The 23,890-nt window shown below is 70.7% G+C and carries 14 protein-coding genes; 3 read left to right on the top strand and 11 right to left on the bottom strand.

The annotated features are described in order from the left end of the window. Positions 1–143: 143 nt before the first annotated feature. Positions 144–3,026 (top strand): tetratricopeptide repeat protein, encoded by a 2,883-nt coding sequence (locus tag NAG42_RS37950; protein ID WP_250037177.1) that lies wholly within the window; start codon positions 144–146, stop codon positions 3,024–3,026. Positions 3,027–3,106: 80 nt separating this feature from the next. On the opposite strand, the gene NAG42_RS37945 is transcribed toward NAG42_RS37950, so the two are convergent. The 5 genes from NAG42_RS37945 to NAG42_RS37925 form a co-directional block, all read right to left on the bottom strand. Then, entirely contained in the window at positions 3,107–4,609 is a 1,503-nt protein-coding gene (locus NAG42_RS37945) for an MFS transporter (RefSeq protein WP_250037176.1), read from the bottom strand. Positions 4,610–4,681: 72 nt separating this feature from the next. Further along, a complete protein-coding gene (locus NAG42_RS37940; RefSeq protein ID WP_250037175.1) occupies positions 4,682–5,284 on the bottom strand; it encodes a TetR/AcrR family transcriptional regulator in 603 nt (200 codons plus the stop codon). A gap of 147 nt (positions 5,285–5,431) precedes the next feature. Then, on the bottom strand, positions 5,432–5,845 hold the full coding sequence (locus NAG42_RS37935) for a CBS domain-containing protein (protein ID WP_250037174.1): 414 nt from the start codon (positions 5,843–5,845) through the stop codon (positions 5,432–5,434). A 48-nt stretch (positions 5,846–5,893) separates the two neighbouring features. Beyond that, positions 5,894–6,727 carry an NAD(P)H-hydrate dehydratase gene (locus NAG42_RS37930; protein ID WP_250037173.1) on the bottom strand — a complete coding sequence of 278 codons (834 nt, stop codon included), beginning with the start codon at positions 6,725–6,727 and terminating at the stop codon, positions 5,894–5,896. Next, on the bottom strand, positions 6,711–7,427 hold the full coding sequence (locus NAG42_RS37925; RefSeq protein ID WP_250037172.1) for a histidine phosphatase family protein: 717 nt from the start codon (positions 7,425–7,427) through the stop codon (positions 6,711–6,713). The genes NAG42_RS37930 and NAG42_RS37925 overlap by 17 nt, the downstream gene beginning before the upstream one ends. A gap of 72 nt (positions 7,428–7,499) precedes the next feature. Between NAG42_RS37925 and NAG42_RS37920 the strand changes: the two genes are divergently transcribed. Beyond that, the gene (locus NAG42_RS37920) at positions 7,500–9,890 is read left to right on the top strand and encodes a putative bifunctional diguanylate cyclase/phosphodiesterase (RefSeq protein ID WP_250037171.1); all 2,391 of its coding nucleotides are present in this window, start codon (positions 7,500–7,502) and stop codon (positions 9,888–9,890) included. On the opposite strand, the gene pulA is transcribed toward NAG42_RS37920, so the two are convergent. The 5 genes from pulA to NAG42_RS37895 are packed head-to-tail and all read right to left on the bottom strand — an operon-like array spanning position 9,887 to position 20,704. After that, positions 9,887–15,259 (bottom strand): pullulanase-type alpha-1,6-glucosidase, encoded by a 5,373-nt coding sequence (gene pulA, locus NAG42_RS37915; RefSeq protein ID WP_250037170.1) that lies wholly within the window; start codon positions 15,257–15,259, stop codon positions 9,887–9,889. The two genes, NAG42_RS37920 and pulA, sit on opposite strands and share 4 nt — an antisense overlap. Positions 15,260–15,270: 11 nt before the next feature. Then, a complete protein-coding gene (locus tag NAG42_RS37910; protein ID WP_250037169.1) occupies positions 15,271–17,052 on the bottom strand; it encodes a glycoside hydrolase family 13 protein in 1,782 nt (593 codons plus the stop codon). Then, on the bottom strand, positions 17,049–17,894 hold the full coding sequence (locus tag NAG42_RS37905) for a sugar ABC transporter permease (protein ID WP_250037168.1): 846 nt from the start codon (positions 17,892–17,894) through the stop codon (positions 17,049–17,051). Before NAG42_RS37905 ends, NAG42_RS37910 begins: the two co-directional genes overlap by 4 nt. After that, entirely contained in the window at positions 17,891–19,465 is a 1,575-nt protein-coding gene (locus tag NAG42_RS37900; protein ID WP_250037167.1) for an ABC transporter permease subunit, read from the bottom strand. The genes NAG42_RS37905 and NAG42_RS37900 overlap by 4 nt, the downstream gene beginning before the upstream one ends. Next, complete coding sequence (locus NAG42_RS37895; RefSeq protein WP_250037166.1) at positions 19,466–20,704, bottom strand: sugar ABC transporter substrate-binding protein; 1,239 nt, start codon at positions 20,702–20,704, stop codon at positions 19,466–19,468. A gap of 234 nt (positions 20,705–20,938) precedes the next feature. Here NAG42_RS37895 and NAG42_RS37890 point away from each other — a divergent pair, with 234 nt between their 5' ends. Next, positions 20,939–21,988 carry a LacI family DNA-binding transcriptional regulator gene (locus NAG42_RS37890; RefSeq protein ID WP_250037165.1) on the top strand — a complete coding sequence of 350 codons (1,050 nt, stop codon included), beginning with the start codon at positions 20,939–20,941 and terminating at the stop codon, positions 21,986–21,988. A 611-nt stretch (positions 21,989–22,599) separates the two neighbouring features. On the opposite strand, the gene NAG42_RS37885 is transcribed toward NAG42_RS37890, so the two are convergent. Then, positions 22,600–23,853 (bottom strand): Nramp family divalent metal transporter, encoded by a 1,254-nt coding sequence (locus NAG42_RS37885; RefSeq protein WP_250037164.1) that lies wholly within the window; start codon positions 23,851–23,853, stop codon positions 22,600–22,602. Positions 23,854–23,890: the final 37 nt, after the last annotated feature.

Below are 23,890 nucleotides of genomic sequence, written 5' to 3'. Positions count from 1 at the left end.
AGCCTTCCACACACCCGACGGTGAGCGTCGACCTCCCGGGGGATCCCCGGTGGCCGGAAATCCGAGCAATGTGGTCGGTCAGGACCGATCAACGGAGGCTGTGGATGCGCCGGCCATGGATACGGCAAGGACGATCGGCAGGCGTGTCGACGCTGCTGGCGGTATTGGTCGGTGCGTTGACCAATCTGGCGACCGGCGGCTGGTCGTTGCCGCTGACCATCGCGCTGGTGGTGCTGGCCGGCACGTGGATCGTCATCGAAGTGCGGCAGCGGGCCCATGAGCAGCGCACGGCTGCGATCGAGGCACGCGACCGGGTACTGGCAACGCTGGAACACAAGGCGACAACCGAGAAGGTGAGCGCGTTCGATCTGCTGATGGCGACTCGCCAGGTGATGCCGTTTCAGGGGCGCCGCAATGAGCTTGACGAGTTGGAGCATTGGTGCGACGGCGATGCCCCGGCGGCCGTGCTGATTCTCGCCGGGCCGGCCGGGTCGGGAAAGACGCGGCTGGCGATGGAGCTCGCCCGCTCACGGCCGGCGCACTGGGCCGGCGGATGGCTCACCATGGGCCGGGGAGGCGAGGCGGTCGAGAAGATCGTCGCCGGCGGTGACCCGGCGGTGGTACTGGTCGACGACGCGGGCACCCGACAGGATCTGCCCGCCTTGGTGACCGCGCTGGCGGGACATGAAGGACCCCCTTCCGTACGGGTTTTGCTGATCACCCGGGATGCGGCTGGGCTCCAGGCCGCACTCGAACGCGAAGTGCCGGACTCGGCGCGATGGCTCGCCCGAGCACGGGTGGTACGGATCGGACCCCATGGCGGGGAGGGTGACCGGGAACGCTGGTACGTGCAGGCCGTCGGCCGATTCGCGCGGGAGCTCGACATGCTCGCGCCTCCGACGACTCAGCTCACCGGCCGGGTCGGTGCGCCGGACGAGACGATGCTGTTGCTGCTCGCTCGTGCGCTGCTGACGGTGTACGCCGCGGGAGAACGGAGTCAGCCGGCCGACCGGGTGCGCCGCCTGCCGGTGGCCGAGGTGATCGAGCAGCTGTTCACCCACGAGGCGGCGTGGTGGGAGTCGGCCGCGCAATCGCCGGCTTGGGCCGTGTCCAGATTGGGCACCGAAACGCGGCAACGCGCCATTCTGGCCCTGGTCCTGCGAGGCGCGGACGACGAGGAAGCCGCGGTTGAGGTGTTGCGCCGGGTCCCCGACCTGTCGGATGCCGCTGAGATCGACCTCCGCAACACAGCGCGGTGGGTCGCCCACCTCTACCCGGCTGCCCGCATCGAGCCGGATCTGCTGGGCGACTGGTTCATCGTCGACCGCCTAAGTCGTCATCCGGCCCTCGCCGAACGCCTTCTAGCTGACCTCGGCCCGGCCGAGCACCGGCACGCGGCACTCGTCCTGACCCGAGCGACCACAGTCTTCCCAACGGGAATGCCGGTTCTGACCAAGCTCTGGGAGTCGGGCCATTCCGACGGCATAGCCGTTGCCGTCGAGATCGCCATGGTGCATCACGCAAAGCTCGTCGACGAGCAACTCGCGCTCTTCCTCAGTGACCGTGACCTGCCGGAACAAACCCTTGTGTCTCTTGACGATCGGCTGCCCGAATTCGCCCTTCCGCGGGCCTGTGGGGTTGTCAGCCGGCTTCTGGTCGCACACTGCCGGGCGGCGTCCTGCGACGGCCCTGTCGATCACGCCCGGCTCGCCCGCGCTCTGAACAGCCTGGCTCATCGGTTGTCGAACCTCGGAGATCACCGCGGAGCCCACAGCGCGATCAGCGAGGCCGTCGAGCTGTGCAGGACACTGGCCGCCGACGACCCCGCACACCGGCCCGCTCTCGCGGGCGCCCTGAACGGCCTCGGTACCTGCCACGCGGCCCTCGGAAATCATCAACAAGCTCTCGCTGCGGCGAGCGAATCCGTGGCCCTGTGGCGCACCTTGACCGCCGATGAACCGTCCGCTGTATCCGGTCTGGCCGACAGCTTGATCGGTCTGGGTGGCCCTCGGAGATCGCTCGACGATCGGCTAGGTGCGCACGCTGCCGCCACCGAGGCGGTCACCTTGTTACGAGTGCTGGCCGCGGAGGACTCCCGCCATCGTCCCAGCCTGGCTCGCGGCCTGAACAATCTCGGCGTCATGTGGGCGGCAGTCGGCGACCATCAGCAGGCACGCTCGACCATCAGCGAAGCTGTCGAGACCTGGCGAGCCCTGGTGGCCGAGGACGCCAGATTTCAGCCCAATCTCGCTCGGGCCCTGGACAATTCCGGCATCCAGGCCGCAAACTTCAGCGACTTCCCGCAAGCTCATGCCGCGAGCACCGAGTCTGTTTCGCTGTGGCGAGTCCTGGCGGCCGACAACCCCGCCTACCGGCCCGACCTCGCTTCGGCCTTGAGCAGCCTGGGGAACCGCTGGGCAGCAGTTGGAGATCATCGACAAGCCCATAAGGCGACTCAGGAGTCGGTGGCTCTTTGGCGAACTCTGGCCCCGGACAATCCCGCCCACCATCCCCAGTTCGCCGGCGCCCTGCTCAACCTCGGCGCCCGGTGGTCCAGTCTCGGAGACCACCGGCAGGCCCTTTCGGCGGCGGCCGAAGCCGTCACCCGCTGGCGAGCGCTGGTCGCTGACAATCCGGCTTACCGTTCCGAGCTGGCCGGCGCCCTCAACAACCTGGGTCTTCACCGGGCGGAACTACGCGATCATCGGCAGGCTCACATCGACTTCAGCGAAGCCGTCCAGCTCTGGAGGACGCTCGCCGCCGACAACGAGGCCCGGCAAGCCGACTTCGCCGCCACTTTGACCAACCTCGCGGTGAACCGTTGCAAACTCGGTGACCACGACGAGGAATTCGCTCACCGTCGCGAGGCCGTGTCGGTCCTGCGAACCGCTGCCGACCGCGACGCGGAGCTGTACGAGGGGCGTTACCAGCGAGCGTTGGCCAAATTGCGATCCGCGTATGTCCGCCACGGCCGGGAGGCCGAAGCGGTGCGTCTGAGCCGGCCGAGGCAAGCTGACTCTTCCTAGCCGAGGAGTAAGCGTGGCCGCCATCGGCGTTGATCGCGCCGGTCGCGGCGGGGGTGCCGCCGCGACCGGGGAGTGCGGGATCAGACTGCTACCGGGAGTCCGGTGTCGGTGGCGAGCTCGTCCTTCTTGGCGCGGATCAGGACGAGGGAGGCCAGGGCGGCCAGGCCGATCAGGGCCGCGCTGACCCAGAAGGCCACGGTGTAGCTGTGCACGGTGGCCACTGCCTGCAGGGCGGGCAGCTGGTCGGGGTTGGTCACCTCGGCGCGGTGGTCGGTGATGTAGGCGGCCACGGCCGTGGTGAAGATGGTGTTGAGCAGGGCCGTGCCCAGCGAGCCGCCGATCTGCTGGGTGGTGTTGATCAGGGCGCTGGCCACACCGGCGTCGTGGCTGGACACGCCGACCAGGGCGGTGCTCGACATCGGGCCGAAGGTGATGCCCAGGCCGAGGCTGAGGACCAGCTCGGCCGGGAAGACGTGGCTCCAGAAGCCGGTGTCCACGCCGATGCGGGTCAGCATCACCATGCCGATCGTGCCCAGCAACAGGCCGCTGAACATCAGGACGCGCGGGCCCAGGCGGGTCTGCAGCTGGGCGGCCAGGCCGGCGCCGCCGATGATGCCGAACGTGAACGGCAGGAAGGCCACGCCGCTCATCAGGGCCGAGTAGCCCAGGGTGAGCTGCATGTAGAAGGTCAGGAACAGGAACATCCCGAACAGGCCGGAGCCGATCAGCAGCGAGGCGATGAAGGCGCCGCCGCGGTTGCGGTCGAGCAGGACCCGCATGGGCAGCAGCGGGTGCGCGCTGCGGAGCTCGATCACGACGAAGGAGACCAGCAGGAGCACGGCGGCGACCAGCCAGGCGACCGTGACCGGGGAGCCCCAGCCGTCGTCGCTGGCCTTGGTGAAGCCGTACACCAGGGCGACCAGACCGGCGGTGGAGGTGAAGGCCCCGGGCAGGTCGTAGCGGGTGTTGCCCTCGGCGCGGCTCTCGCCGACGAATCGGACCGCGGCCACCGCGGCGACGATCGCGATGGGCGCGCTGACCAGCAGCGTCCAGCGCCAGGAGGCGTACTCGGTCAGGACCCCACCCAGCAGCAGGCCGACCGCGCCGCCGCCGCCGGCGATGGCGCCGTAGACACCGAACGCCCTCGCCCGCTCCTTGGCCTCGGTGAAGGTGACCGTGAGCAGGGACAGGGCCGCGGGAGCCATCAGCGCGCCGAAGGCACCCTGCAGGGCACGGGCCGCGAAGAGCGTCTCAGCGTTGGTGGCCAGGCCGCCCAGCGCGGACGCGGTGGCGAAGCCGAGCAGGCCGATGATGAAGGCCCGTTTGCGGCCGGTGAAGTCGGCGATCCGGCCGCCGAGCAGCAGCAGGCCACCGAAGGCCAGGGTGTAGGCGGTGATCATCCATTGCCGGTTGGCGTCGCTGATGTTCAGCGCGGTCTGCGCCGTCGGCAGGGCGATGTTGACGATGGTCGCGTCGAGCACGATCAGCAGCTGGGCGACCGCGATGACGGTCAGAGCCAACCACCGGTTTCGCGGTTTAGGCGATATATCCGGCGGAGTCGAGGCGTCGGCGGTGATGGACATGGAACGTCCCCCTTGGAGGCATGCGGAGATCCACCCTCGTCAGTGACGGGGTGCTGTCGAGCGGGAGCGGGTCTAGCTGCGTTTGAGCAGCGGCAGGACTATGTCGTCGACGAGGTGGTCGAGGAAGGCCTGGTCGAGCGGCTCGCCCAGGGCGAACCGGCGCATGAAGACCAGGGCCGGGACGATCTCGTCGATGAGACGGACGTCGTAACCGGGGGTGAGCTCGCCGCGAGCCTCGGCCCGCGCGCAGATGGTCTCCGCGAGCGGGATCTTGGACTCGCGCATCTGGCGCAGCTGCGCCGCGAGCTCGGGATCGGTGTGCAGGGCCATGAACAGGCCGGCGAGGAGCGGACCCTCCTCGCTGCCGATCATCGTGGCCATGTCACAGAACCAGGCGACCAGGTCGCCCCGCAGTGTCCCGGTGTCGGGCAGCGGCCCGTCGGCCGCCTTGCACGTGCGGACGGCGTCGGTGACCAGCTCGGCCTTGGTGGGCCAGTGCCGATAGAGGGTCGCCTTGCTCGCCTGCGCCCGGGCCGCCACCGCGTCGACCCGGAGCCCCTGGTAGCCCGTCTCGCCCAGCAACTCGTAGGCCGCGCGCAGGATCGCCTGCTCACGGTCGCTGTCGAGCCGACGGGCACGCGCGGCCGGCGAGGCGGATCGCGCCTGCTCAACCATGGTGGTCCCCCGTCATCATCGCTTTGCGAAACGAAACTGTTTCGTACACTACGCCTCCCGATCCGCTCCCGCGATCTCCGAGGCCAATTGTGACGCAGCGAACGGCGCCGCCCCCGAAGGGACGGCGCCGGTGAACGCGATGCGCGATTACTCGCTGATGGCGTCGATCAGGTCGCCGACCGGGCGGTCGGGCAGGGCGCGGGCCACATCGGCGACCGCGACGATGCCGACCAGCTGGTGGCCGTCGATCACCGGGAGGCGGCGCACCTTGTGCTCGGACATGGTGCGCAGGATCTCGGTGGTGTCGTCGTCGGCGCCGATCGTCACCGGCTTGCCCTGGGCGAACTCGGAAACGGTGCAGGAGGCCGGGTCGCGTCCCTGGGCCAGCGCCTTCACGACGATGTCGCGGTCGGTCAGCATGCCCTTGAGCCGGTTGTCCTCGCCGCAGATGGGCAGCGAGCCCACGCCGAGGTCGGCCATCTTGCGGGCGGCGTCGGCCAGGCTCTCCTTCTCGCCGACGCAGGTGGCGTCCGGAGTCATGATCTCGCGTGCGGTGGTCATGCGGATCGTTCCTTTCCGTGTCGGGGGGTGTTACTCGGCGTACCCCGCTCAGACGGTCGCAATCGTGCGCGCCACCTCGTCCACCAGCTCGCGGGCCAGGAAGCCGGTGCGGCCGTGGCGCGGGGTCAGGCGCTGACCGCTCACCGCGTGCACGTAGGCGCCCCAGCAGGCCGCCTGGGCCGGGTCGGCCCCGCGGCCGAGCAGCCCGGCGACGATCCCGGCCCGGGCGTCGCCGCTGCCCGAGGTGCCCAGCCCGGCGTCGCCGCTCTCCTCGACCCAAGCTTGGCCGTCGGGCGTGGCGATGTGGCCGTAGAGCGAGACCACCGCGCGGTACTTGCCGGCCAGCTCGGCCGCCGCGGCGCCCAGGTCGTCGCCCGGCTCCCGGCCCAGCAGGTGCTGCGCCTCGACCACGTTCGGGGTGAGCACGGCCCGGCGCAGCGGCAGCAGCTCCGGGTCCTTGCTGAGCGCGCCCAGGGCGTACGCGTCGAGCACGACCCCGGTCTCGGGCCGGGCCGCGCCGAGCACCTCGCGCATGAGCTTCGTCGTCTCGTCGATGTCGTCGAGACCGGGGCCGAGCGCGATCACGTCGGCCGACTCGGCCAGCTCGCGCAGCTTGTCCTTCTGTGCCAGCCCGATCACCTTGGCCTCGGGCACGGCGATGCTCAGCTGCACCGCCGTCTCCTCGGCCACCGCGAGCTGCAGGCGTCCCGCGCCGGCCCGCAGCGCGGCCTCGCCGGCCAGCAGCACGGCCCCCGGCGTGAACTGGGAGCCACCCACGACCAGCACCGTGCCGCGGGCCTCCTTGCTGCCCTCGGGGTCGGGCAGCGGCCAGTCCCGCAGCACCCGCAGGGTGATGGCCCGCTCGTCAGACCGGCTCGTCATCGACGTCCTCCTGCTTGGTCGGCGTCGTCCCCTCGGCGTGCAGGTGATCGACGGAGTTGAACAGCTCGGGCCGCAGCTCGCCGTCCTCGGCCCGCCAGCTGCTGATCGAGCAGTTGGCCACGGTCGTGCGGTGGGCGATCTCCATCAGCTCGGCCTCGCTCAGCCCCTCGGCCAGATAGCGGACGAGCAACACGATGGCCTCGTGACCCACCAGCACCACCCGGCCGTCCGGGTGGTCCTCGCGCAGCTCCCGCAGCAGCGAGCGCAGCCGCAGCAGCACGTCGGCCCACGACTCGCCGCCCGGCGGGCGGTAGTAGAACTTGCCGTGCCGGGCCCGCCGGGCCGCCTCGCCGGGCAGCCGCTGCTGGACGCCGTACGCGGTGAGCAGATCGAGGACGCCCAGCTCACGGTCGCGCAGGCGCTCGTCGACGACCACCGGGACGTCCAGGCCGCTCAGCGCGAGCTCGGCCGTCTGACGGGTGCGCAGATAGGGCGACACGACGGCGATCCCGGGGCGGGCGCCGGCCAGGACGGTGCCGACCGCCTTGGCCTGCTGCCGCCCCAGGTCGGAGAGCGGCACGTCGGCATCCCGCTCGGGGATGTCGATCTCCTCGACCCCGGCCGTCTCGGCGTCCTGGGCGGTGACGTTACCGGTGCTCTGGCCGTGCCGGACCACGGCGAGCCACTGCAGCTGTCTCATACCCGCAGCGTTTACCCCGGCGGCAGCGCGGAGAACGCTCACGCGGTCGCAAACTGCGCCGAACAAGAAGGGGTGAACGTTCGGCAGAAGCTGCTCGGCGGTTTCCTGACAGTGGCCGCCATGGTGGCCGTGACCGGTGCCGTGGTGTTGCACGCCGACTCGGAGACGACCAGCAAGGCGGCGATCACCGAGGCCGAGCAGGTGGCCCGGGGCATCGCCAAGGACGTCGCCTTCGGCCTGGCCGTGGATACGCCGGGCGAGGAGCCACCCACGCTGATCGACCAGCCGGACGCCCTCGCCGCGTATCTCGAGCGGCTGAGCGAACTGCAGGACCGGGATGTCGTGGTGGTCGACACCGGCAAGCGGATCCTGGCCGACGCCATCCCGGAGAACGTGGGCACGGTGTTCGACCACGACACCGGCAACGAGATCGGCCGGACCATCGCCGACGGCCGCTCCCGCGTCTTCGTCGAGACGAGCGAGGACTACCCCGAGGGCATCCGGCAGGTCGTCGTGCCCGTGCTGGGCGAGAACGACGTGACCCTAGGGGCCGTGGTCCTGGAGTACACCCCGCTCTACGAGCAGATGGAGGCGGCCACCGGGGACGCCGAGATCGTCATCCTGGTCACCGGCGTGATCTGCATCCTGCTCGTCCTGGCGCTGGGCGTGCTGACCGCCGAGTCGATCACCCGGCGGATCCGGGCGCTGACCGCCGCGGTCGAGCGCATCCGCGACGGCGACTACTCGCAGCGGGTGGCGCTGGGCCGGCGCGACGAGATCTCCCGGCTCGGTGACGCGTTCAACGACATGGCCGGGCGCCTCGACCGGTCGGCCCGCGAGATCCTGGCCAAGGAGTACACCGACCGCATCCTGGCCAACGCGGGCGAGGGGATCTGCGGGGTGGACGCGCGCGGGCGGATCACCTTCGCCAACGAGGCGGCCGGGCGGATCACCGGGCTCGGCGTGGAGGGCCTGCTCGAGCTGGAGGCGGGCACGCTGCTGCCGGAGGCGCACGACGGGGCCGAGGTCACCCTGCAGCGGCCGGACGGCAGCTCGGTGCGGGTGGCCTACACAGTCAGCCCGATCACCACGGAGAGCCGGCGGATCGGCGCGGTGGTGGTGCTGCGCGACGTCACCCGGCAGCGCGCGCTCGAGTACGACCTGCGTCACCAGGCCCTGCACGACGCGCTGACCGGCCTGCCCAACCGCAAGCTGCTCCTCGACCGCCTCGAGCACGCGATGGCCCGGGCCCGCGCCACCGGGGAGAACGCGGCCATCCTCTACCTCGACCTGGACGGCTTCAAGAAGGTCAACGACAGCCTCGGCCACAACGCCGGTGACGTATTGCTGCGCACCGCGGCCGAACGGCTGACGGTGGCGCTGCGCCCGCTCGACACAGTGGCCCGGCTCGGCGGCGACGAGTTCGCCGTCCTGCTCGAGAACGCCGGCCCGGGCACGGCCGAGAGGCTGGCCCAGGCCTGCGTCGACACCCTGGCCGAGCCGTTCCTGCTGCACGGCCGGGAGGCGGTGGTCAGCGTGAGCGTCGGCGTGGTGCCCGAGGTGCACCAGTACGACGACGCGGACGCGGTGCTGCGCAACGCCGATGTCGCCATGTATGCCGCCAAGGAACACGGCAAGGCCTGCTACCAGGTCTTCGAGACGCGGATGCACGAGCAGCTGCTGGACCGGCTGGACAGCGAGTCCCGGCTGCGCGACGCGGTGCACCACGGCCAGCTGCGGCTCAACCTGCAGCCGGTGGTCGAGGTCGCGACCCGGCGCACCCTCGGAGTCGAGGCGCTGGTGCGCTGGGCCGACCCCGAGCGCGGGCTGCAGCAGCCGGGCGCGTTCATCCCGCTGGCCGAGGAGACCGGGCTGATCACCGAGATCGACCGGTGGATGCTCAACGAGTCCTGCCAGGTGGTCCGGCACTGGCAGGAGACGGCCCCGGCCACGGCCCCGGAGTGGGTCAGCGTCAACCTCTCGGCGGCCAACCTGGGGGTGCCCGACCTGACCGACCGGGTGGCGCACGCGCTGGCCACCAGCGGTCTGCCGCCGCGCTGCCTGGTGCTCGAGCTGACCGAGACGGTGCTCATGCGCGATCTGGCGGTGACCGCGGGCCGGCTCGAGGAGCTGCGGGAGCTGGGGGTGCGGATCGCCATCGACGACTTCGGCACCGGTTACTCGTCGCTGGGCTATCTGCGCGACATCCCGGTCGACGTGCTCAAGGTCGACCGGTCGTTCATCACCGGGCTGGCCGGCAACGAACGACAGCAGCAGCTGGTCAGCGCGGTGCTGCAGCTCGGGCACACCCTCGGTCTCAAGGTGGTGGCCGAGGGGGTCGAGACCGAGGAACAGCTCGACCTGCTCGCGGCCATGGACTGCCGGTACGCCCAGGGTTACCACCTGGGCGTACCGGAAGCACCGGCCACCTTGATGAGCCGGGTGGCCGTGGCCGTGAGCTAACTCTGCACGAACACCGCCGTGGTGCGGGCGGGCACGGTGAACGTGCCGGTTCCCTGGGCGTACGAGGCCGTGCGGACCACCGGGTCGGCCGAGCTCCGCTGCACGGGGTGCAGGGAGATCGCCCGGCCGGCCAGGCCCGGGACGGTCTGGGTGGTGGCCGCCGAGGTGCCGTTGAAGACCACCGTCACCGATTTCCAGGTGCGGTCGATTCCCCGTCCGTCCAGAGTCATCGTGATGACCCCCGGGGTCTCGGCCGCCCCGGAGAGCGGGAAGGTGAGCCTCTTCTGCACCTCGGCGGCGGTCGGCAGGCCGAAGACCGGCGACGAGCGGCGGATCTTCAGCAGTTCCTGATAGCGGGCGTCGGACAGCGCCACCGCGGCACACGACGGCACCAGCGCCGGGTCGGCCAGCAGCGGCCGGGCGAAGACCCACTTGTCCTCGTTGTCGGCGGCCGGCGGCAGGCCCCGGCCGAAGCCGTTGCCCTTCGCGCAGTCCCAGACGATCTCGTTGAACCAGTCGCCCGAGTTGTAGGAGTTGCGATCCAGCGATTTCGACCGCAGCCGCTCGGAGCCGGTGGCCACGAACCCCGCCCCCTGCCCCAGAGCCGTGGTGGCCAGGGCGACCGACTGGGCCCGGGCCCGCTCCACGGTGTCGGTGGCCGGGGGCAGCTTGAACGCCATCGCGTCGTACAGGATCTCGTTGTCGTGCGCGTCGACGTAGGTGATCGCCTCCCCCGGGGCCGCCGTGTAACCGGCCGGCGAGCCGTTGTAGTCCACTTCGGAGCCGGTCACGGTGGTCCCGGCCGACGACACGAACCGGTAGGACGAGAGGTTGCCGCTCAACCCGACCTTGATCAGGTCCTGGTAGTGCCGCAACCGCGCCTCCTGCGCCGCGGTGTCACCGTTGACCGGGTCACCGTTGGGAGCGCTGAGCAACCCCGTGCCGAAGCCCTGCACCCGCGGGTTCTCGTCGAACGGCCCGCCCCCGCGCACGGCGTCGCGCAGCCGGTCGTTGAAGGTGGCGATCCCGGTGCCGGCCATGTTGGCCTGGGTGGCCTGTTCGAAGCGGGCGTCACCGGCCACCTCGCCGAAGTCCCACCCCTCGCCGTACAGGTTGATGCCCTTGCCGTCGACCCCGTCACGCGCGAGGGTGAGCCGGTCGAGCGCCGCCCGGACGGCCAGGATGTTGGCCTTGGGGTGATGGCCCATCAGGTCGAAGCGGAAACCGTCCACCTTGTAGGCCTGGGCCCAGGTGACGATCGAGTCGACCACGAGCTTGCCCATCATCGCGTTCTCGGTGGCCGTGTTGGCGCAGCAGGTGGAGTTGGCCACCGTGCCGTCGGCCAGCAGCCGCTGGTAGTAACCGGGCACGATCTGATCGAGCACCGAGGTGGGCTCGGCGCCGGCGGCCGATGTGTGGTTGTAGACGACGTCCATCACCACGCGCAGCCCGGCCCGGTTGACCCCGGCCACCATCTGCCGGAACTCCTTGGTCCGCTGCACCGGGTCGACCGCGTAGCCGCCCTCGGGGACCGTGTAGTTCAGCGGGTCGTAGCCCCAGTTGTAGCCGTCGGTGGCGGCCACCTCGGCCACGCACTTCTGCTGCTGGTCGCTGTCCGGCGGCAGGGCGGCCAGGTCACACGGCGGCTGCTTTTGGTCGGCCCGCTTCTCCGGGATGGTCGCGAAATCGAACACCGGCAGCAGATGCAGGTGCGTGGTCCCGGCATCAGCCAGCGCCTTCAGGTGCTTCATGCCGGCCGTCCCCGGGTCGGTGAAGGCGCCGTACGTGCCGCGTCGCGCAGCCGGAACCGTGGTGTCGGCCGTCGAGAAGTCGCGCACCGACAGCTCGGAGATCTGGATCCGGGCCGAGGGCACCGCGGGTGGCTTCCGCAGCTTCGTCCAGCCGGCGGGCGCGAGAGCCGGATCGGCCAGGTCGACGATCCGGCTCTGCTTCGAATCGGTCGAGAGGCCGAGACCGTACGGGTCGGTGACCGCCGCCGTGAACACGCGGTTCACCGCCGGCTGCCACGCGGTGACCCGGTACTGGTAGTACTTCCCCTTCCACGACGCCGGGCCGCGGACCGACCAGATGCCGGTGCGGTCGTCGCGGGTCATCGCCACGATCGACGGCCCCGACTCGGCGGTGTCGTAGAGCTGGAGGTCGACCTTCTGGGCAGTGGGAGCCCACACCGACAGCGTGGTGCCGACCGGGCCCAGCTGGGCACCGGCCGCCGCGGCCGCGTACAGGTCGTCGAGGACACCGGCGGTCTGCACACCGGTCGCGGCCAGCAGCTCGCCGGCCGCGTCCCGCTCGGCGAGGACGATCTGGCCGCGCAGGATCTGCTTGGCGTCGACACCGGCAGGCAGCCGGAAAGCGTCGTACTGCCACAGATGCGGGAAGCGGGTGCGCTGCCGCTCGGTGAGCCCCGCCGGCCGGGCGGTCAACGGCACTGTCCGGTAGGCGCCGGTCAGCCGGCCGTCCGTGACCCCGATGCCGCCGGGTGCGTAGGCCAGCTCGTACCTCTTGCCATCCGTTCCGCCGCCGGGTTGCCAGGCGATCGTGGTCCGGTCGAGCCACACCGCCGACGACTTGGTCAGGTCGATGACGCCGCCCGATCCGGTGGGCTGGACGACCGGCGCGAGGCGGGGTGAGGTCCCGGCCAGCAACCAGATCTCGCGGCCGCCCTCGGCGAAGGTGAGCCGCTGATCGTCCGGCAGATCCTTGGTGTCTCCGTTGTGGAGCAGGTAACTGAGTGCGGTCGCGCCGGCGGCGAGCGGCACCTCGTAGACGGCGCCGAACGCGTCGGTCCGGGCGGGCGGCAGGGGTGACGCCCAGTCGGTCGGGGTGGCTGCGCCGTCCCAGACGTGCAGGCCCCAGCCGGCGTAGTCGCCGTCGGTCCGCCGGTAGTGGATGACGACCTTTTCCGGGTCCTGGGTGACCGCGGGCGGTGTCGTGGTGATCGTGGCATCGCCCTGCTTGAGCCAGATCTCGCCGTTCTTCGACGGGTCGAACGAGCGGTCGGCCTCGACGTCCTTGACGCCGTCCTTACCGACCACGATGAAGCCGACGTTCTTGGCCCCGGGCGCCAGCTTCACATAGGCGAAGCGGCCGTACGCGTCCTCGCCCGCGAACGGCTGCCCGGCGGGCCAGGTCGTGGTCATCGACGGGTCGACGTCGCCGAAGACGTAGAGCCCGTGGTCGTCGTAACCGCCGGCCGGCCGCTGGTAGTGCACCACGGCGTAGCCGGGACTGGTGGTGGTGACCGGCGTGCCCACCTTGATGCTGGTGGTGGTCGAGGCCAGGCGGCCGCGGCTGTCGCGGACGACGGCCTTGTAGCGCACGGTCGTGCCGCCGGCCAGGCCGACGAGGTCGTGATAGGCCGACTTGCCCCGGCCGACCAGCTTCCACGGCCCGTCGCCGATCTGCGCCGCGAAGGTCACCGTGGACAGCGGGTCGCCGGTGGTCTCGGCGGCCAGCTTCGTGCGGGCCGGCACGACAACGTCCGCGCCCGGTGAGCTCAGCTTGATCGCCGGCGCCGCCGAGGGCGCGGGGGTGGCCTTGTCCGCCTTGATGGCCAGCGCCGAGAGCGGCGGCACGGTGATGGTGATCCTGCCGTCCGCGGCCGCGGTGACCGTCGTCGCGCCGCCGTAGACGCCGCGGAACGTCGTCGAGGCCGACCAGGTGTCGATGGTGACGGTCTGCGCGGTGGTGGCGCTGTTCGTGGCCACCACGTATTCGACGCGTTGGGCCGGGTCGATGCGCGAGGCCGCGTACACGCCGGGGCCGTCGGCCGCGTGCCGGGTGACCTGGACGCCGCCCCGCAGCGCCGGGTGGGCCTTGCGGAGCGCGCCCAGCGTGGCGATCGTGCGATAGATCGGGTGCGCGGTGTTGTAGTTGTCGACCGCGTGGGTGCGATCGGTGCCGATCAGGTCGTCGTCGAGGTAGTCGGCGGTCTTCGAGGCGAACAGGTCCTGGCGGGCGTCCTTGTCGCCGCCCGGCCCGGTGAAGCCCTGCTCGTCGCCGGAGTAGACGACCGGCTGACCGCGGGTCAGGAACATCAGCTCGTGGGCCAGCTGGTCGCGGCGCAGCTTGGCGGCGTCGTCCCCGGTCAGGAACGAGCCGATCCGGCCCATGTCGTGGTTGCCCAGGAAGGTCGGCAGCCGCCCGGCGCCGGTGTCGCGCGCGGTGTAGAGGTCGTCCTTGGCATACAGGTCGGCCAGTGCTCGGGCCGAGCCGTCGCCGGCCACGAAGTTCTTGGCCGCCTCCTGGAACGAGAAGTCGAGGGTGGCGGGCAGGCCGCCCCGGCGTACGTAAGTGCTCTGGACCTCCTGGTCGGCGCTGTAGACCTCGCCGAACATGAAGAAGCCGGGCTTGCCGGCGCGGGCCGCGGCCTTGGTGATGCCGGCGCTGAACTGCGGCCAGAAGTCGAGGCCGACGTGCTTGACGGTGTCGAGCCGGTAGCCGTCGATGCCGGTGGTGGCGATCCAGTACGCGTAGATGTCGGTGAGGCCGCGCACGACGTCAGGCCGCTCGGTCCACAGGTCGTCCAGGCCGGAGAAGTCGCCGTACTCGCTGTTCTCGCCGGTGAAGGTCGAGTTGCCGCGGTTGTGATACATCGTGGGGTCGTTCAGCCAGGCCGGTTTCTTGACGCTCTTGTCGGCGGTGGCCGGAAAGACCGGGGTGTAGGGGAACGAGGCCGTCGAGACCCGGGGGAAGTCGCCCTTGCGGTCGTCGAACGGGCGGCCCTGGGCATCCTTGTAGGGGCTGGTGGCTTTGTCCATGTAGTCGTTCTTGGCCTCGGCGTAGCGGATTACGTCGGCAGTGTGGTTGGCGATGATGTCCAGGTAGACCTTGAGGCCGCGCTGGTGGGCCAGCCGGACCAGCTTCTTGAGCTCGTCGTTCGTCCCGAAGTGCGGGTCGACCTGGGTGAAGTCGGTGATCCAGTAGCCGTGGTAGCCGGCCGAGACGTCGTCGCCGGTGCCCTGCACGGGCCGGTTCTTGAAGACCGGGGCGAGCCAGATCGCGGTGGTGCCGAGACCCTGGATGTAGTCGAGCTTGTCGATCACGCCGGCCAGGTCGCCGCCGTGATAGAAGCCCTTGTCGGCCGGGTCGAGGCCGGTCGCGAGCCGGTCACCGCTGAGCCCGCCCCGGTCGTTCGCCTTGGTGCCGTTGGCGAAGCGGTCGGGCAGCACGAAGTAGAACTGCTCGTTGCCGGCGGGTGCGTCGGTGCCCCACTGGGCCACAACGGCGTCGGACGGGACCGGGGTCGCGGAGGAGGACGGGGCTGCGGCTCGCGCCGGGACGGCTGTCAGGAAGGGCAGCGTGAGAGCTACCGCGGCGGCCAGGAGCCGCCGGCTTCGAGAGACCACTAGGTGCCTTTCTAGGGCAGAGCCCAGACCTGGACGGCCGGGCCGTAACCATCGATGACGGTGGAACCATCGGATTCAATGTGCAGCGGCGGCGCGCCGCCGTAAAGGTTCTCCAGGGCGGTGCCGGGCGGGAGACCGGTCAGCCGCAGTGACGCCGGGGCGCGGGACGCCAGCACGAGCACGCTCTGGGCCGCGCTCTCGCGCAGGAAGACCAGGCTGTCGCCGTCGGCGTGGACCCAGCGGAGCCCGCCCCGGCTCAGGGCCGGCGACGTCTTGCGCAGCGCGACCAGATCGCGATAGCGGCCGAGCGTGGTGGTGTCCCAGGTGTCGGGCCGGGTCCAGGGCATCGTCGCGCGGGCGGTCTCGTTGCCCCCGCCGGTGAGTCCGAGCTCGTCGCCGGCGAAGACCATCGGCGTGCCGGGCAGCGTGAAGAGCAGCCCGGCGGCGACGTGCTGCCGCTCGGCGTCACCCACCACGGTCCGGATGCGGGCGGTGTCGTGCGAGCCGAGCAGCTGCCAGGACGCCTCCCACGACCGCCAGGACATCTGCGAGGCGAACGCCGACATGGTCGCCACCAGCGCGTCCGCGCCGAGCCGGGGCAGCTCCTCGGGGCGGCCCAGGAAGCCGTCGAACGGCACCTCGTCGGCGCGCAGCCAGCACCAGACCGGGCGGGTGAAACCGGCGTAGTTCATCGTGCCGTGCCAGCCGCCGCGGTCGAGGTCGCCGGTCGCGTCGTGGCCGTGCTCGGCGATCAGCAACCCGTCCGGGCGGGCCTCGCGGACGGCCCGGCACAGCAGGGCGGCGACCTCGTGGTTGAAGTCGTCGGCGCCGAAGCGGGCGGTCATGTTGGCCACGTCGATCCGCCAGCCGGCCAGGCCGTACGGCTCGGCCAGCCACCGCCGGGCGATCTCCGCGAACTCGTGGCGCAGCCCGGGGCTCGACCAGTTGAGCTTGGGCAGCGACGGCACGCCGAGCCACGACACGTAACCGCCGTCGGGCTTCGCGTAATAGAAATCCGGATTCGAGGCGAACCACGGGTGCGTGTCGCCGGTGTGGTTGGTGGTGAGGTCGCCGATCAGCCGGATCCCGCGGTCACGGGCGGCCGCGGCGAGCCGCTCGAGGGCGCGGTCACCACCGAGCAGCGGGTCGACCCGGTCGAATCCGGAGGCGTCGTACCGGTGGTTGGAACGGGCCGGGAAGAACGGGGTCAGATAGACGGTGTCGGCGCCCAGCTCGGTCACGTGGTCGAGCCGCCGGGCGACGCCGTCCAGGTCACCGCCGTAGACCACGCGGGTCGCGTCGGGGCCGGCCGTGACCGGCTCGTCCCAGGACGACGGGCGGATCGCCCAGTCCGGCGTCTCCCGCTCGTCGGCGGCGGCCGATCGTGCGTACCGGTCGGGGAAGATCTGATAGACCACGGCGTCGCGCGCCCAGGCCGGGGCGCCCGGGTGGGCCACGAGCCGGAAATCGGTGCTGTCCGGCACGTCGTACGCGGTCAGTCCGAACGCCGTCAGCCAGCGCACACCCGCTGTGGTGCCGAGGAGGAAGCGGTAGCGGGTGACCGGATTGTGCGCGGGCAGGTCGGCCCGCCACCACGTGTCCCCGGAGGCGGAGCGCCGGTCGATGACGGCCGAGGTGAAAACCGGCTCGCCGTCGCGCACCCAGCGCATGTGGACGCGCGACACCCGGGTCCCGCGCGGCACCCGGACGAACACGCTGACCGTGTCGCCGAGCGCCGGAGCCGGATCGCTCAGGTAAAGCTCGCTGCCGTCGTGGTGCGGACGCCGGATCATCCCTTCACCGCCCCTGCCGTCAAGCCGTCGGTGATGTACCGCTGGAGCAATTGGAACACCAGGACCGTCGGGATGGCGGTGAGCAGCGTGCCCGCGCAGAACATGCCGAAATTGGCGTTCCGCTCCCCCGCGACCAGGCCGTAGAGGCCGACCGGCAGCGTCTTGGAGCCGGCGTCGGTGAGGAACACGTTGGCGATGAGGAACTCGTTGATGGTGCCGATGAAGGCGAGCAGCGCGGTGACCGCGAGGATCGGGGCGACCAGCGGCAGCAGGATCCGGAAGAAGACCTGCGCGTGCGAGGCGCCGTCCATCGTGGCCGACTCGTCGAGTTCGCGCGGCAGCGTGTCGAAGAAGCCCTTCATCAGCCACGTGTTCACGCCCAAGGCCCCGCCGAGGTAGAGCAGGATCAGGCCCCACCAGGTGTTGAAGCCGATCGCCGGCCACAGGTCGGTGACCGTGGAGAAGATCAGGAAGATCGCCACGATCGCCAGGAACTGCGGGAACATCTGGATCAGCAGGACCGCGAGCAGGCCCACCCGGCGGCCGCGGAAACGCCGGCGGCTGAACGCGTAGGCGGCCAGGGCCGAGATGAAGACCGAGGCGAGGGCCGACACCGCCGCCACGACGATCGAGTTGACAAACCAGCGGCCGAACCCGGTGTCGGCGAAGAGGCGGGTGAAGTTGCCGAGCGAGGCGCCGGTCGGCACCAGCTCGCTCGACGACAGGGTGCCGAGCGGATTGATCGCGGCCGAGACGACGAAGACGATCGGCACCATCGCGAACGCCAGCACGACGACGCCGACCAGGTGGCGCCACCCGACCTCCCGGAGCCAGCGGGTCATGAGTGGACCTCCTCGAGGCGGCGGGTGCGGCGGAAGCTGATCGCCGACACCACGGCCACGATCAGGAAGATGAAGATGGAGATCGCGGCGGCGTAGCCGTACTGGGCGCCGCCACCGCCGAAGGCGATCCGGTAGGTGTAGGTGATCAGCAGGTCGGTGGCGCCGTTGGCCGGGTTGTCGGCCGGGAAGGGCGCCCCTTCGGTGGTCAGGTAGATCGCGTTGAAGTTGTTGAAGTTGAACGCGAACGACGAGATCAGCAGCGGGGTGAGGGCGACCATCAGCAGCGGCAGGACGATCCGCCGGAAGCCACCCCAGGCGCTCGCGCCGTCGATCCGGGACGCCTCGGACAGCTCGCGCGGGATGGCCTGCAACGCGCCGGTGGCGACCAGGAACATGTACGGATAACCCAGCCACAGCTGCACCAGGATCACCGCCAGCCGGGCCGAGGTGCTGCCCCCGAACCAGTCCACATCGGATCCGAAGAGCTCGTTGACGAGGCCGAAATCGGTGTTGAACATGTCCCGCCAGACCAGCAGCATCGCGAACGACGGCATCGCGTAGGGCAGCACGAGCAGGATCCGGTAGGCGGTGCGGCCCCGCACGCGATCGGAGTGCAGAGCCATCGCGAGCAGCAGGCCCAGCACGAACGTGCCGCCGGTCGAGGCGATCGCGAAGGCGAAGTTCCAGACCAGCGTACGAAGGAAGGGCCCCGCGATGGCCGGGTCGGTGAGCACCCGGGTGAAGTTGCCGAGGCCCACGGCGACCTTCCAGCCCTGGGCCAGCCGATCACCGTCGGCGCCGACGAAGGCGCCCACGCTCTCGTCGGCCGTCCAGGTGCGGCCGGTCGTCGTGTCCCGGATGCAGTCGCAGCCCTCGTCGTAGGCCCGGCCGGCCTTTCCCTCGTACGCCCGGGACAGCCCGGACGAGCGGATCGCGCCCCCCGCCGTGGGCACGGCGAACGCGGTGATCTCGGTGCTGCGCAGGCTGGCCTGGCCGGCGGTGAGCACGGTGTAGCCGGCGGCGGCGGCATCGGTGCCGGGCACCGCGGTCAGACCGCCGGCATCCCCGGCCGAGACCTGCCGGGTGGCCGGGTCGGTGATCAGGAAGACCAGGGGGCCGGTGGCCGGGTCGCCGGTGGTCGCGATCCTCAACGCGTACTGCTGGGACCCGGGCACCTGGGTGACCGACGCGGTCTGGATGGCCACGACGGCCTCCTGCTTGCTGCCCCGGTGGCCGTCACCGAAATTGGTGAAGGCCGTGCTCGCGGTGTAGAGCACCGGGAAGACCTGGAAGAGGACGAGCAGGACGGTGCCCGGCGCCAGGTATTTCAGCGGGATGTGGCGCGGCGTGAGATAGAGGTAGAGCAGACCGGCCGTGGTGGCCACGAGGATCGCCAGGCCGGTCCACTTCTCGTTCTCGATCAGCGGGAAGGCGGCCCAGACGGCGATGGCGATGGCGAGGCCGAGCAGTGTCGCTTTCAGCAGGATCGCCGCCGGGGAGCCGCCACGCCGCTCCGGTTCGGGGGCCGGGCGGGCCTGCGTCACAGGCCCGCCGAGCTTGGTCGCCGTCATTTACTTGATCGCGGCCGCGATGGTCCGGCCGGCGGCCGTGATCGTCGTGGCCGGGTCGGCGCCGCCGACGACGGCGGCCTCGGCCTTGCCGAACGGGTCCCAGATCGCCGCCATCTCCGGCACGGCGGGCAGCGGCCGGCCGTCCTTTCCGGCGGCGACGAACTTCTCGAGGTCGGCGTCCTTGCCCTTGACCTGGTCGAACGCGGCGGTCAGGGCCGGTGGGCGGGGCTCGGCCTGATAGAGCGCGACGGCCAGCTCGGGCGTGGTCACGTAGTTGGTGACGAACTCCTGGGCCAGGGCCTTGTTCTTGCCCTTCGAGGCGACGTAGAATGTCTGCACGCCGAGGAACGGGCGGGCCGGCTGTCCACCCTGGAATCCCGGGACGGCGCTGATGTCGTACTTGATGTTCGCCTTCTTGACGTCGGTGATCGCCCAGGGGCCGGAGACCAGGAACGCGCACTTCTTCGAGGTGAACGTGGCGATCGAGTTCTCCGGGGTGATCGACCGCTTGAGCGCGCCGGAGCCCTTCTCGCCGAGCGTGGCGATCTTCTTGAACGCCGCGACCGACTCCGGCCGGCCGACGCCCAGGTCCTTGGGGTCGTAGTCACCGTCGGCCGACGTGCCGAAGAGGTAGCCGCCGGCACTCGAGTAGAGCGGGTAGAGGTGGTAGGCGTCGCCGTTCTGGCCGACCTGCAGGCAGAGCTTCTCGGGGGTCTTGGCTTTCCCGGCCTCGGCGACGAGTTCCTCGATGGTGGCCGGGGCCTTCGGGGCGAGGTCGGTGTTGCGGATGAGGGCGAGATTCTCCATCGCGTACGGGACCCCGTACGTCTGGCCGTTGAAAGTGACCGCCTTGAGCGCGTTGGGGTTGAGCCCGGCGGTCTGGTCGGCCGACAGCTGTACGGGGTCGACCGCGCCGTTCTGCACCAGGTTGCCGATCCAGTCGTGCGCGCCGACCATGACGTCCGGGCCGCTGCCCTGCTGGGAGGCGGTGACGAAGGTGGTCTGCTGGTCCTTGCTGATGGCCTGCACCTTCACGGTGACGCCGTTCTCGCGGCCGAACTTCTCGGCGAACGGCTGAAGGGCGGCCGAGCGCTTGTCGTCGGCCCAGATCACCAGCTCGCCCTGCTGTTGCTGGGCGCTCGGACCGGTGCCCGGACTGTCGGTGTCATCGCTCCCGCCACATCCGGCCAGGGCGAGAGCGCAGGTCAGGGCGGCGGCAACACCTGCGGCTGGGCGCATGTGTGTCTCCTGTCGGGTTGTCGTATGTCTGCATGAAGTTTCATCAGCCGCACGAGCACGTCGTTCGGCTTGCTCGGGGCGTTCTGGGCGCACGCCGGCTGAAGCACCGTGCCACCCGGCCGATTAGGGATCGGTCGATATCATTGGCGTTGCCGGGACGTTAGCAACTCCTTGCAATCAATGGAAGAGCTTGCAGGAACTCGCCGGCAACACCGCACCACTAGAGTTGGCGTCATGCGTGCACGGATGGCCGACATCGCCCGTCAGGCCCAGGTCAGTGAGGCGACGGTCTCGCGGGTCATCAACGACCGCCCCGGCGTCTCCTCCGAGACCCGCCAGGCGGTACTGACGGCGCTCGACGTGCTGGGCTACGAGCGCCCCGAGCGGCTCCGCAAACGCAGCGCCGGCCTGGTCGGCCTGGTCGTTCCCGAGCTCGACAATCCGATCTTCCCGGCCTTCGCCCAGGTGATCGAGTCGACGCTGGCCCAGCAGGGTTACACGCCGGTGCTCTGCACCCAGTCCCCCGGCGGCGTCACCGAGGACGAGTACGTCGAGATGCTGCTCGACCGTCAGGTGTCCGGCATCGTCTTCGTGGCCGGGCTGTCCGCCGACACCACCGCCGACCACGCCCGCTACCAGCGCCTGCTCGACCGCCCGCTGCCGATCGTGCTGATGAACGGCTACGCCGAGGGCATCGAGGCCCCGTTCGTGTCCTGCGACGAGCGCCTGGCCGGCGACCTGGCCGTCACCCACCTGGTGGCGCTGGGCCACCGTCGCATCGGCATGATCTCCGGGCCCAACCGCTTCATCGCGGTCCAGCGCAAGCTGGCCGGCTACCGCCAGGCGATGAAGCGGGAGCTCGGCATCGCCGACCCGGCCCTGGACGACTACGTCTCGCTGACCCTGTTCGGCGTCGAGGGCGGCGAGGTGGCGGCCGACCGCCTGCTCGCGATGGGCGTGACCGGCCTGGTCTGCGGCTCCGACCTGATGGCGCTGGGCGCGATCCGGGCCGCCCGCCGCCGCGGCCTCTCGGTGCCGGGCGACGTCTCGGTCATCGGTTTCGACGACTCCCCGCTGATCGCCTTCACCGACCCACCCCTGACCACGCTGCGCCAGCCGGTCACGTCGATGGCCGTGGCGGCGGTCCGCTCGCTGATGGACGAGATCAACGGCCACGGTGCCCCGCACTCGGAATACCTCTTCCGGCCCGAGCTGGTCGTGCGCGACTCGACCGCGAAAGCCCCGAAGCGCCACGACCGGCCGGTCGACACGTCGGCCGCCTGACGGATCACTGCAAGTTCTTTCAGATCGCGCCGCTTCGGGCTCGCCTCAAGTCGGCGCCGATGGTGCCGAAGGGAAGCCGACAGCACCATTGCCCGGCCCTACTGCTCGGCCCTCTTCCCCGCCTCCTCCAGCCAGGCCGGGAACTGCGGGAGTTCCGGGCCGGCCTGCCTGCTCTTCCTGCTGCGCCGCCGCGCCCGCAACCGGCTCAGCCAGGCCTACGACGCCCTGCTGGGCCAGGTGACGGAACGGCGCACGCTGCACCAGGCGTTCCACGACGCCCTGACCGGGTTGCCCAACCGCCGCCGGTTCCCTCGCGTCCTCGGCGCCGCCTGGTGCCCGCGCTCGCCGAACCCGCGATGTTCGCGTCCTCGGTGAAATCAGTCGATTGTCATGACGTCCGGGACCATGCAGTCCGGGGACGTGGATGAAACATCCGGCCAGGAAGGGTGCTGCCGGGACGGCGACAGCCCTACAGTGGATCACCAGGCTTGCCCAACGCGCGGGATGCCGGGTAACCGCGCGTCACTGAACCCAAGGATGGCTGCACCGTTCGAGTCGGGCCAGGCTCCCGCGCGATGTCAGCTGACGCCGGCCACGCGGGTGCACTCCTCTCAGAGGAACTGCTGGCCCAGGAGCATGAGGTTGAGTCCGCTGAGGACAGCGACCACGGCAGACATGCAGACGATCGTGACGCGGCCGTTGACGTGCTCGCCCATCAGGCTGCGGCGGCTGGTCAGGATGAGCAGCGCGACCAGCGCGAACGGGATGCCGAAGGACAGCACGACCTGGCTGAGCACCAGCGCCTGGGTCGGGTCGACGCCCGAGCAGAGCAGCGCCACGGCCGGGGCCATGGTGACCAGCCGGCGCAGGGTCAGCGGCACCCGGGCCCGCAGGAAGCCGTCCATCACCATCTGGCCGGCCGCGGTGCCGACGCTCGACGAGGCGATGCCCGAGGCGAGCAGGGCCGCGGCGAAGGCCAGGGCGGCACCGCCGCCGACCATGCGGTCGAGACCGGTGTGCACCTCGTCCAGCGTGATGGCGGCGCCGGAGCCGTTGTTGTGGAACAGTTTGGCCGCGATCGCCAGCATGCTCAGGTTGACCAGGCCGGCGAGGGTCATCGCGATGGCGATGTCGGCCCGCTCGAGCCGGAGCAGTTGTCGTTTCTCGTCGGCCGAGCGGCCGATCGCCCGGCCGCACATCAGGCCCGAGTGCAGATAGATGGCGTGCGGCATCACGGTCGCGCCGATGATGCCGACCGCGAGCAACAGGGTCTGGTCGCCGCTGAACGAGGGGACCAGACCGCCGAGGCTGCCGGTGGCCGAGGGCGGGACGCGCAGACCCAGGTAGAGGAAGCCGGCGCAGATCAGGAAGAGGAGGGCACCGATCGCCAGCTCGAACGGCCGGTATCCCCGCCGTTGCAGGGCCAGCAGGGCGAAGGCGAGCACGGCGGTGACCGCGGCGGCCAGCGGCATCGGCATCCCGAACAACAGATACAGCCCGATCGCGGCGCCGACGAACTCGGCCAGGTCGGTGGCCATCGCGACGATCTCGGCCTGTCCCCACATCACCCAGGACCGGGGGCCGGGGAACGTGTCCCGGAAGACCTGGGGCAGGCTCCGGCCGGTGGCCACACCGAGTTTGGCCGACATGAACTGGATGGGCATCGCCACCAGGTTGGCCAGCACCACGACCCAGATCAGCCGGTAGCCGGTGCTGGCCCCGCCGGCGAAGTTGGTGGCGAAGTTGCCCGGGTCGACGTAGGCGATGGCCGCGACGAACGCCGGGCCGAGGGTGGTGGCCGCGCGCAGCCGGGCCGGCCCGAGCCCCGAACGGCCGAGCGGAGGGAGGGCGTAGGTCTGAGCCATCTTGGTGCGTCCTTCTCCGAGTGCCGGGCCCGCCGGA

Source organism: Paractinoplanes maris (genome assembly GCF_023544465.1).
Taxonomy (GTDB): domain Bacteria; phylum Actinomycetota; class Actinomycetes; order Mycobacteriales; family Micromonosporaceae; genus Actinoplanes; species Actinoplanes maris.
This window is presented reverse-complemented; position numbering and strand designations above follow the sequence as displayed.

Excerpts from the sequence above, each read along its gene's own strand:
- NAG42_RS37905 (WP_250037168.1), bottom strand. The coding sequence starts at position 17,894 with ATGACCCGCTGGCTCCGGGAGGTCGGGTGGCGCCACCTGGTCGGCGTC.
- NAG42_RS37890 (WP_250037165.1), top strand. The coding sequence starts at position 20,939 with ATGCGTGCACGGATGGCCGACATCGCCCGTCAGGCCCAGGTCAGTGAG.
- NAG42_RS37910 (WP_250037169.1), bottom strand. The coding sequence starts at position 17,052 with ATGATCCGGCGTCCGCACCACGACGGCAGCGAGCTTTACCTGAGCGAT.
- NAG42_RS37935 (WP_250037174.1), bottom strand. The coding sequence starts at position 5,845 with ATGACCACCGCACGCGAGATCATGACTCCGGACGCCACCTGCGTCGGC.
- NAG42_RS37945 (WP_250037176.1), bottom strand. The coding sequence starts at position 4,609 with ATGTCCATCACCGCCGACGCCTCGACTCCGCCGGATATATCGCCTAAA.
- NAG42_RS37940 (WP_250037175.1), bottom strand. The coding sequence starts at position 5,284 with ATGGTTGAGCAGGCGCGATCCGCCTCGCCGGCCGCGCGTGCCCGTCGG.
- NAG42_RS37930 (WP_250037173.1), bottom strand. The coding sequence starts at position 6,727 with ATGACGAGCCGGTCTGACGAGCGGGCCATCACCCTGCGGGTGCTGCGG.
- NAG42_RS37895 (WP_250037166.1), bottom strand. The coding sequence starts at position 20,704 with ATGCGCCCAGCCGCAGGTGTTGCCGCCGCCCTGACCTGCGCTCTCGCC.
- NAG42_RS37900 (WP_250037167.1), bottom strand. The coding sequence starts at position 19,465 with ATGACGGCGACCAAGCTCGGCGGGCCTGTGACGCAGGCCCGCCCGGCC.
- NAG42_RS37925 (WP_250037172.1), bottom strand. The coding sequence starts at position 7,427 with ATGAGACAGCTGCAGTGGCTCGCCGTGGTCCGGCACGGCCAGAGCACC.
- NAG42_RS37885 (WP_250037164.1), bottom strand. The coding sequence starts at position 23,853 with ATGGCTCAGACCTACGCCCTCCCTCCGCTCGGCCGTTCGGGGCTCGGG.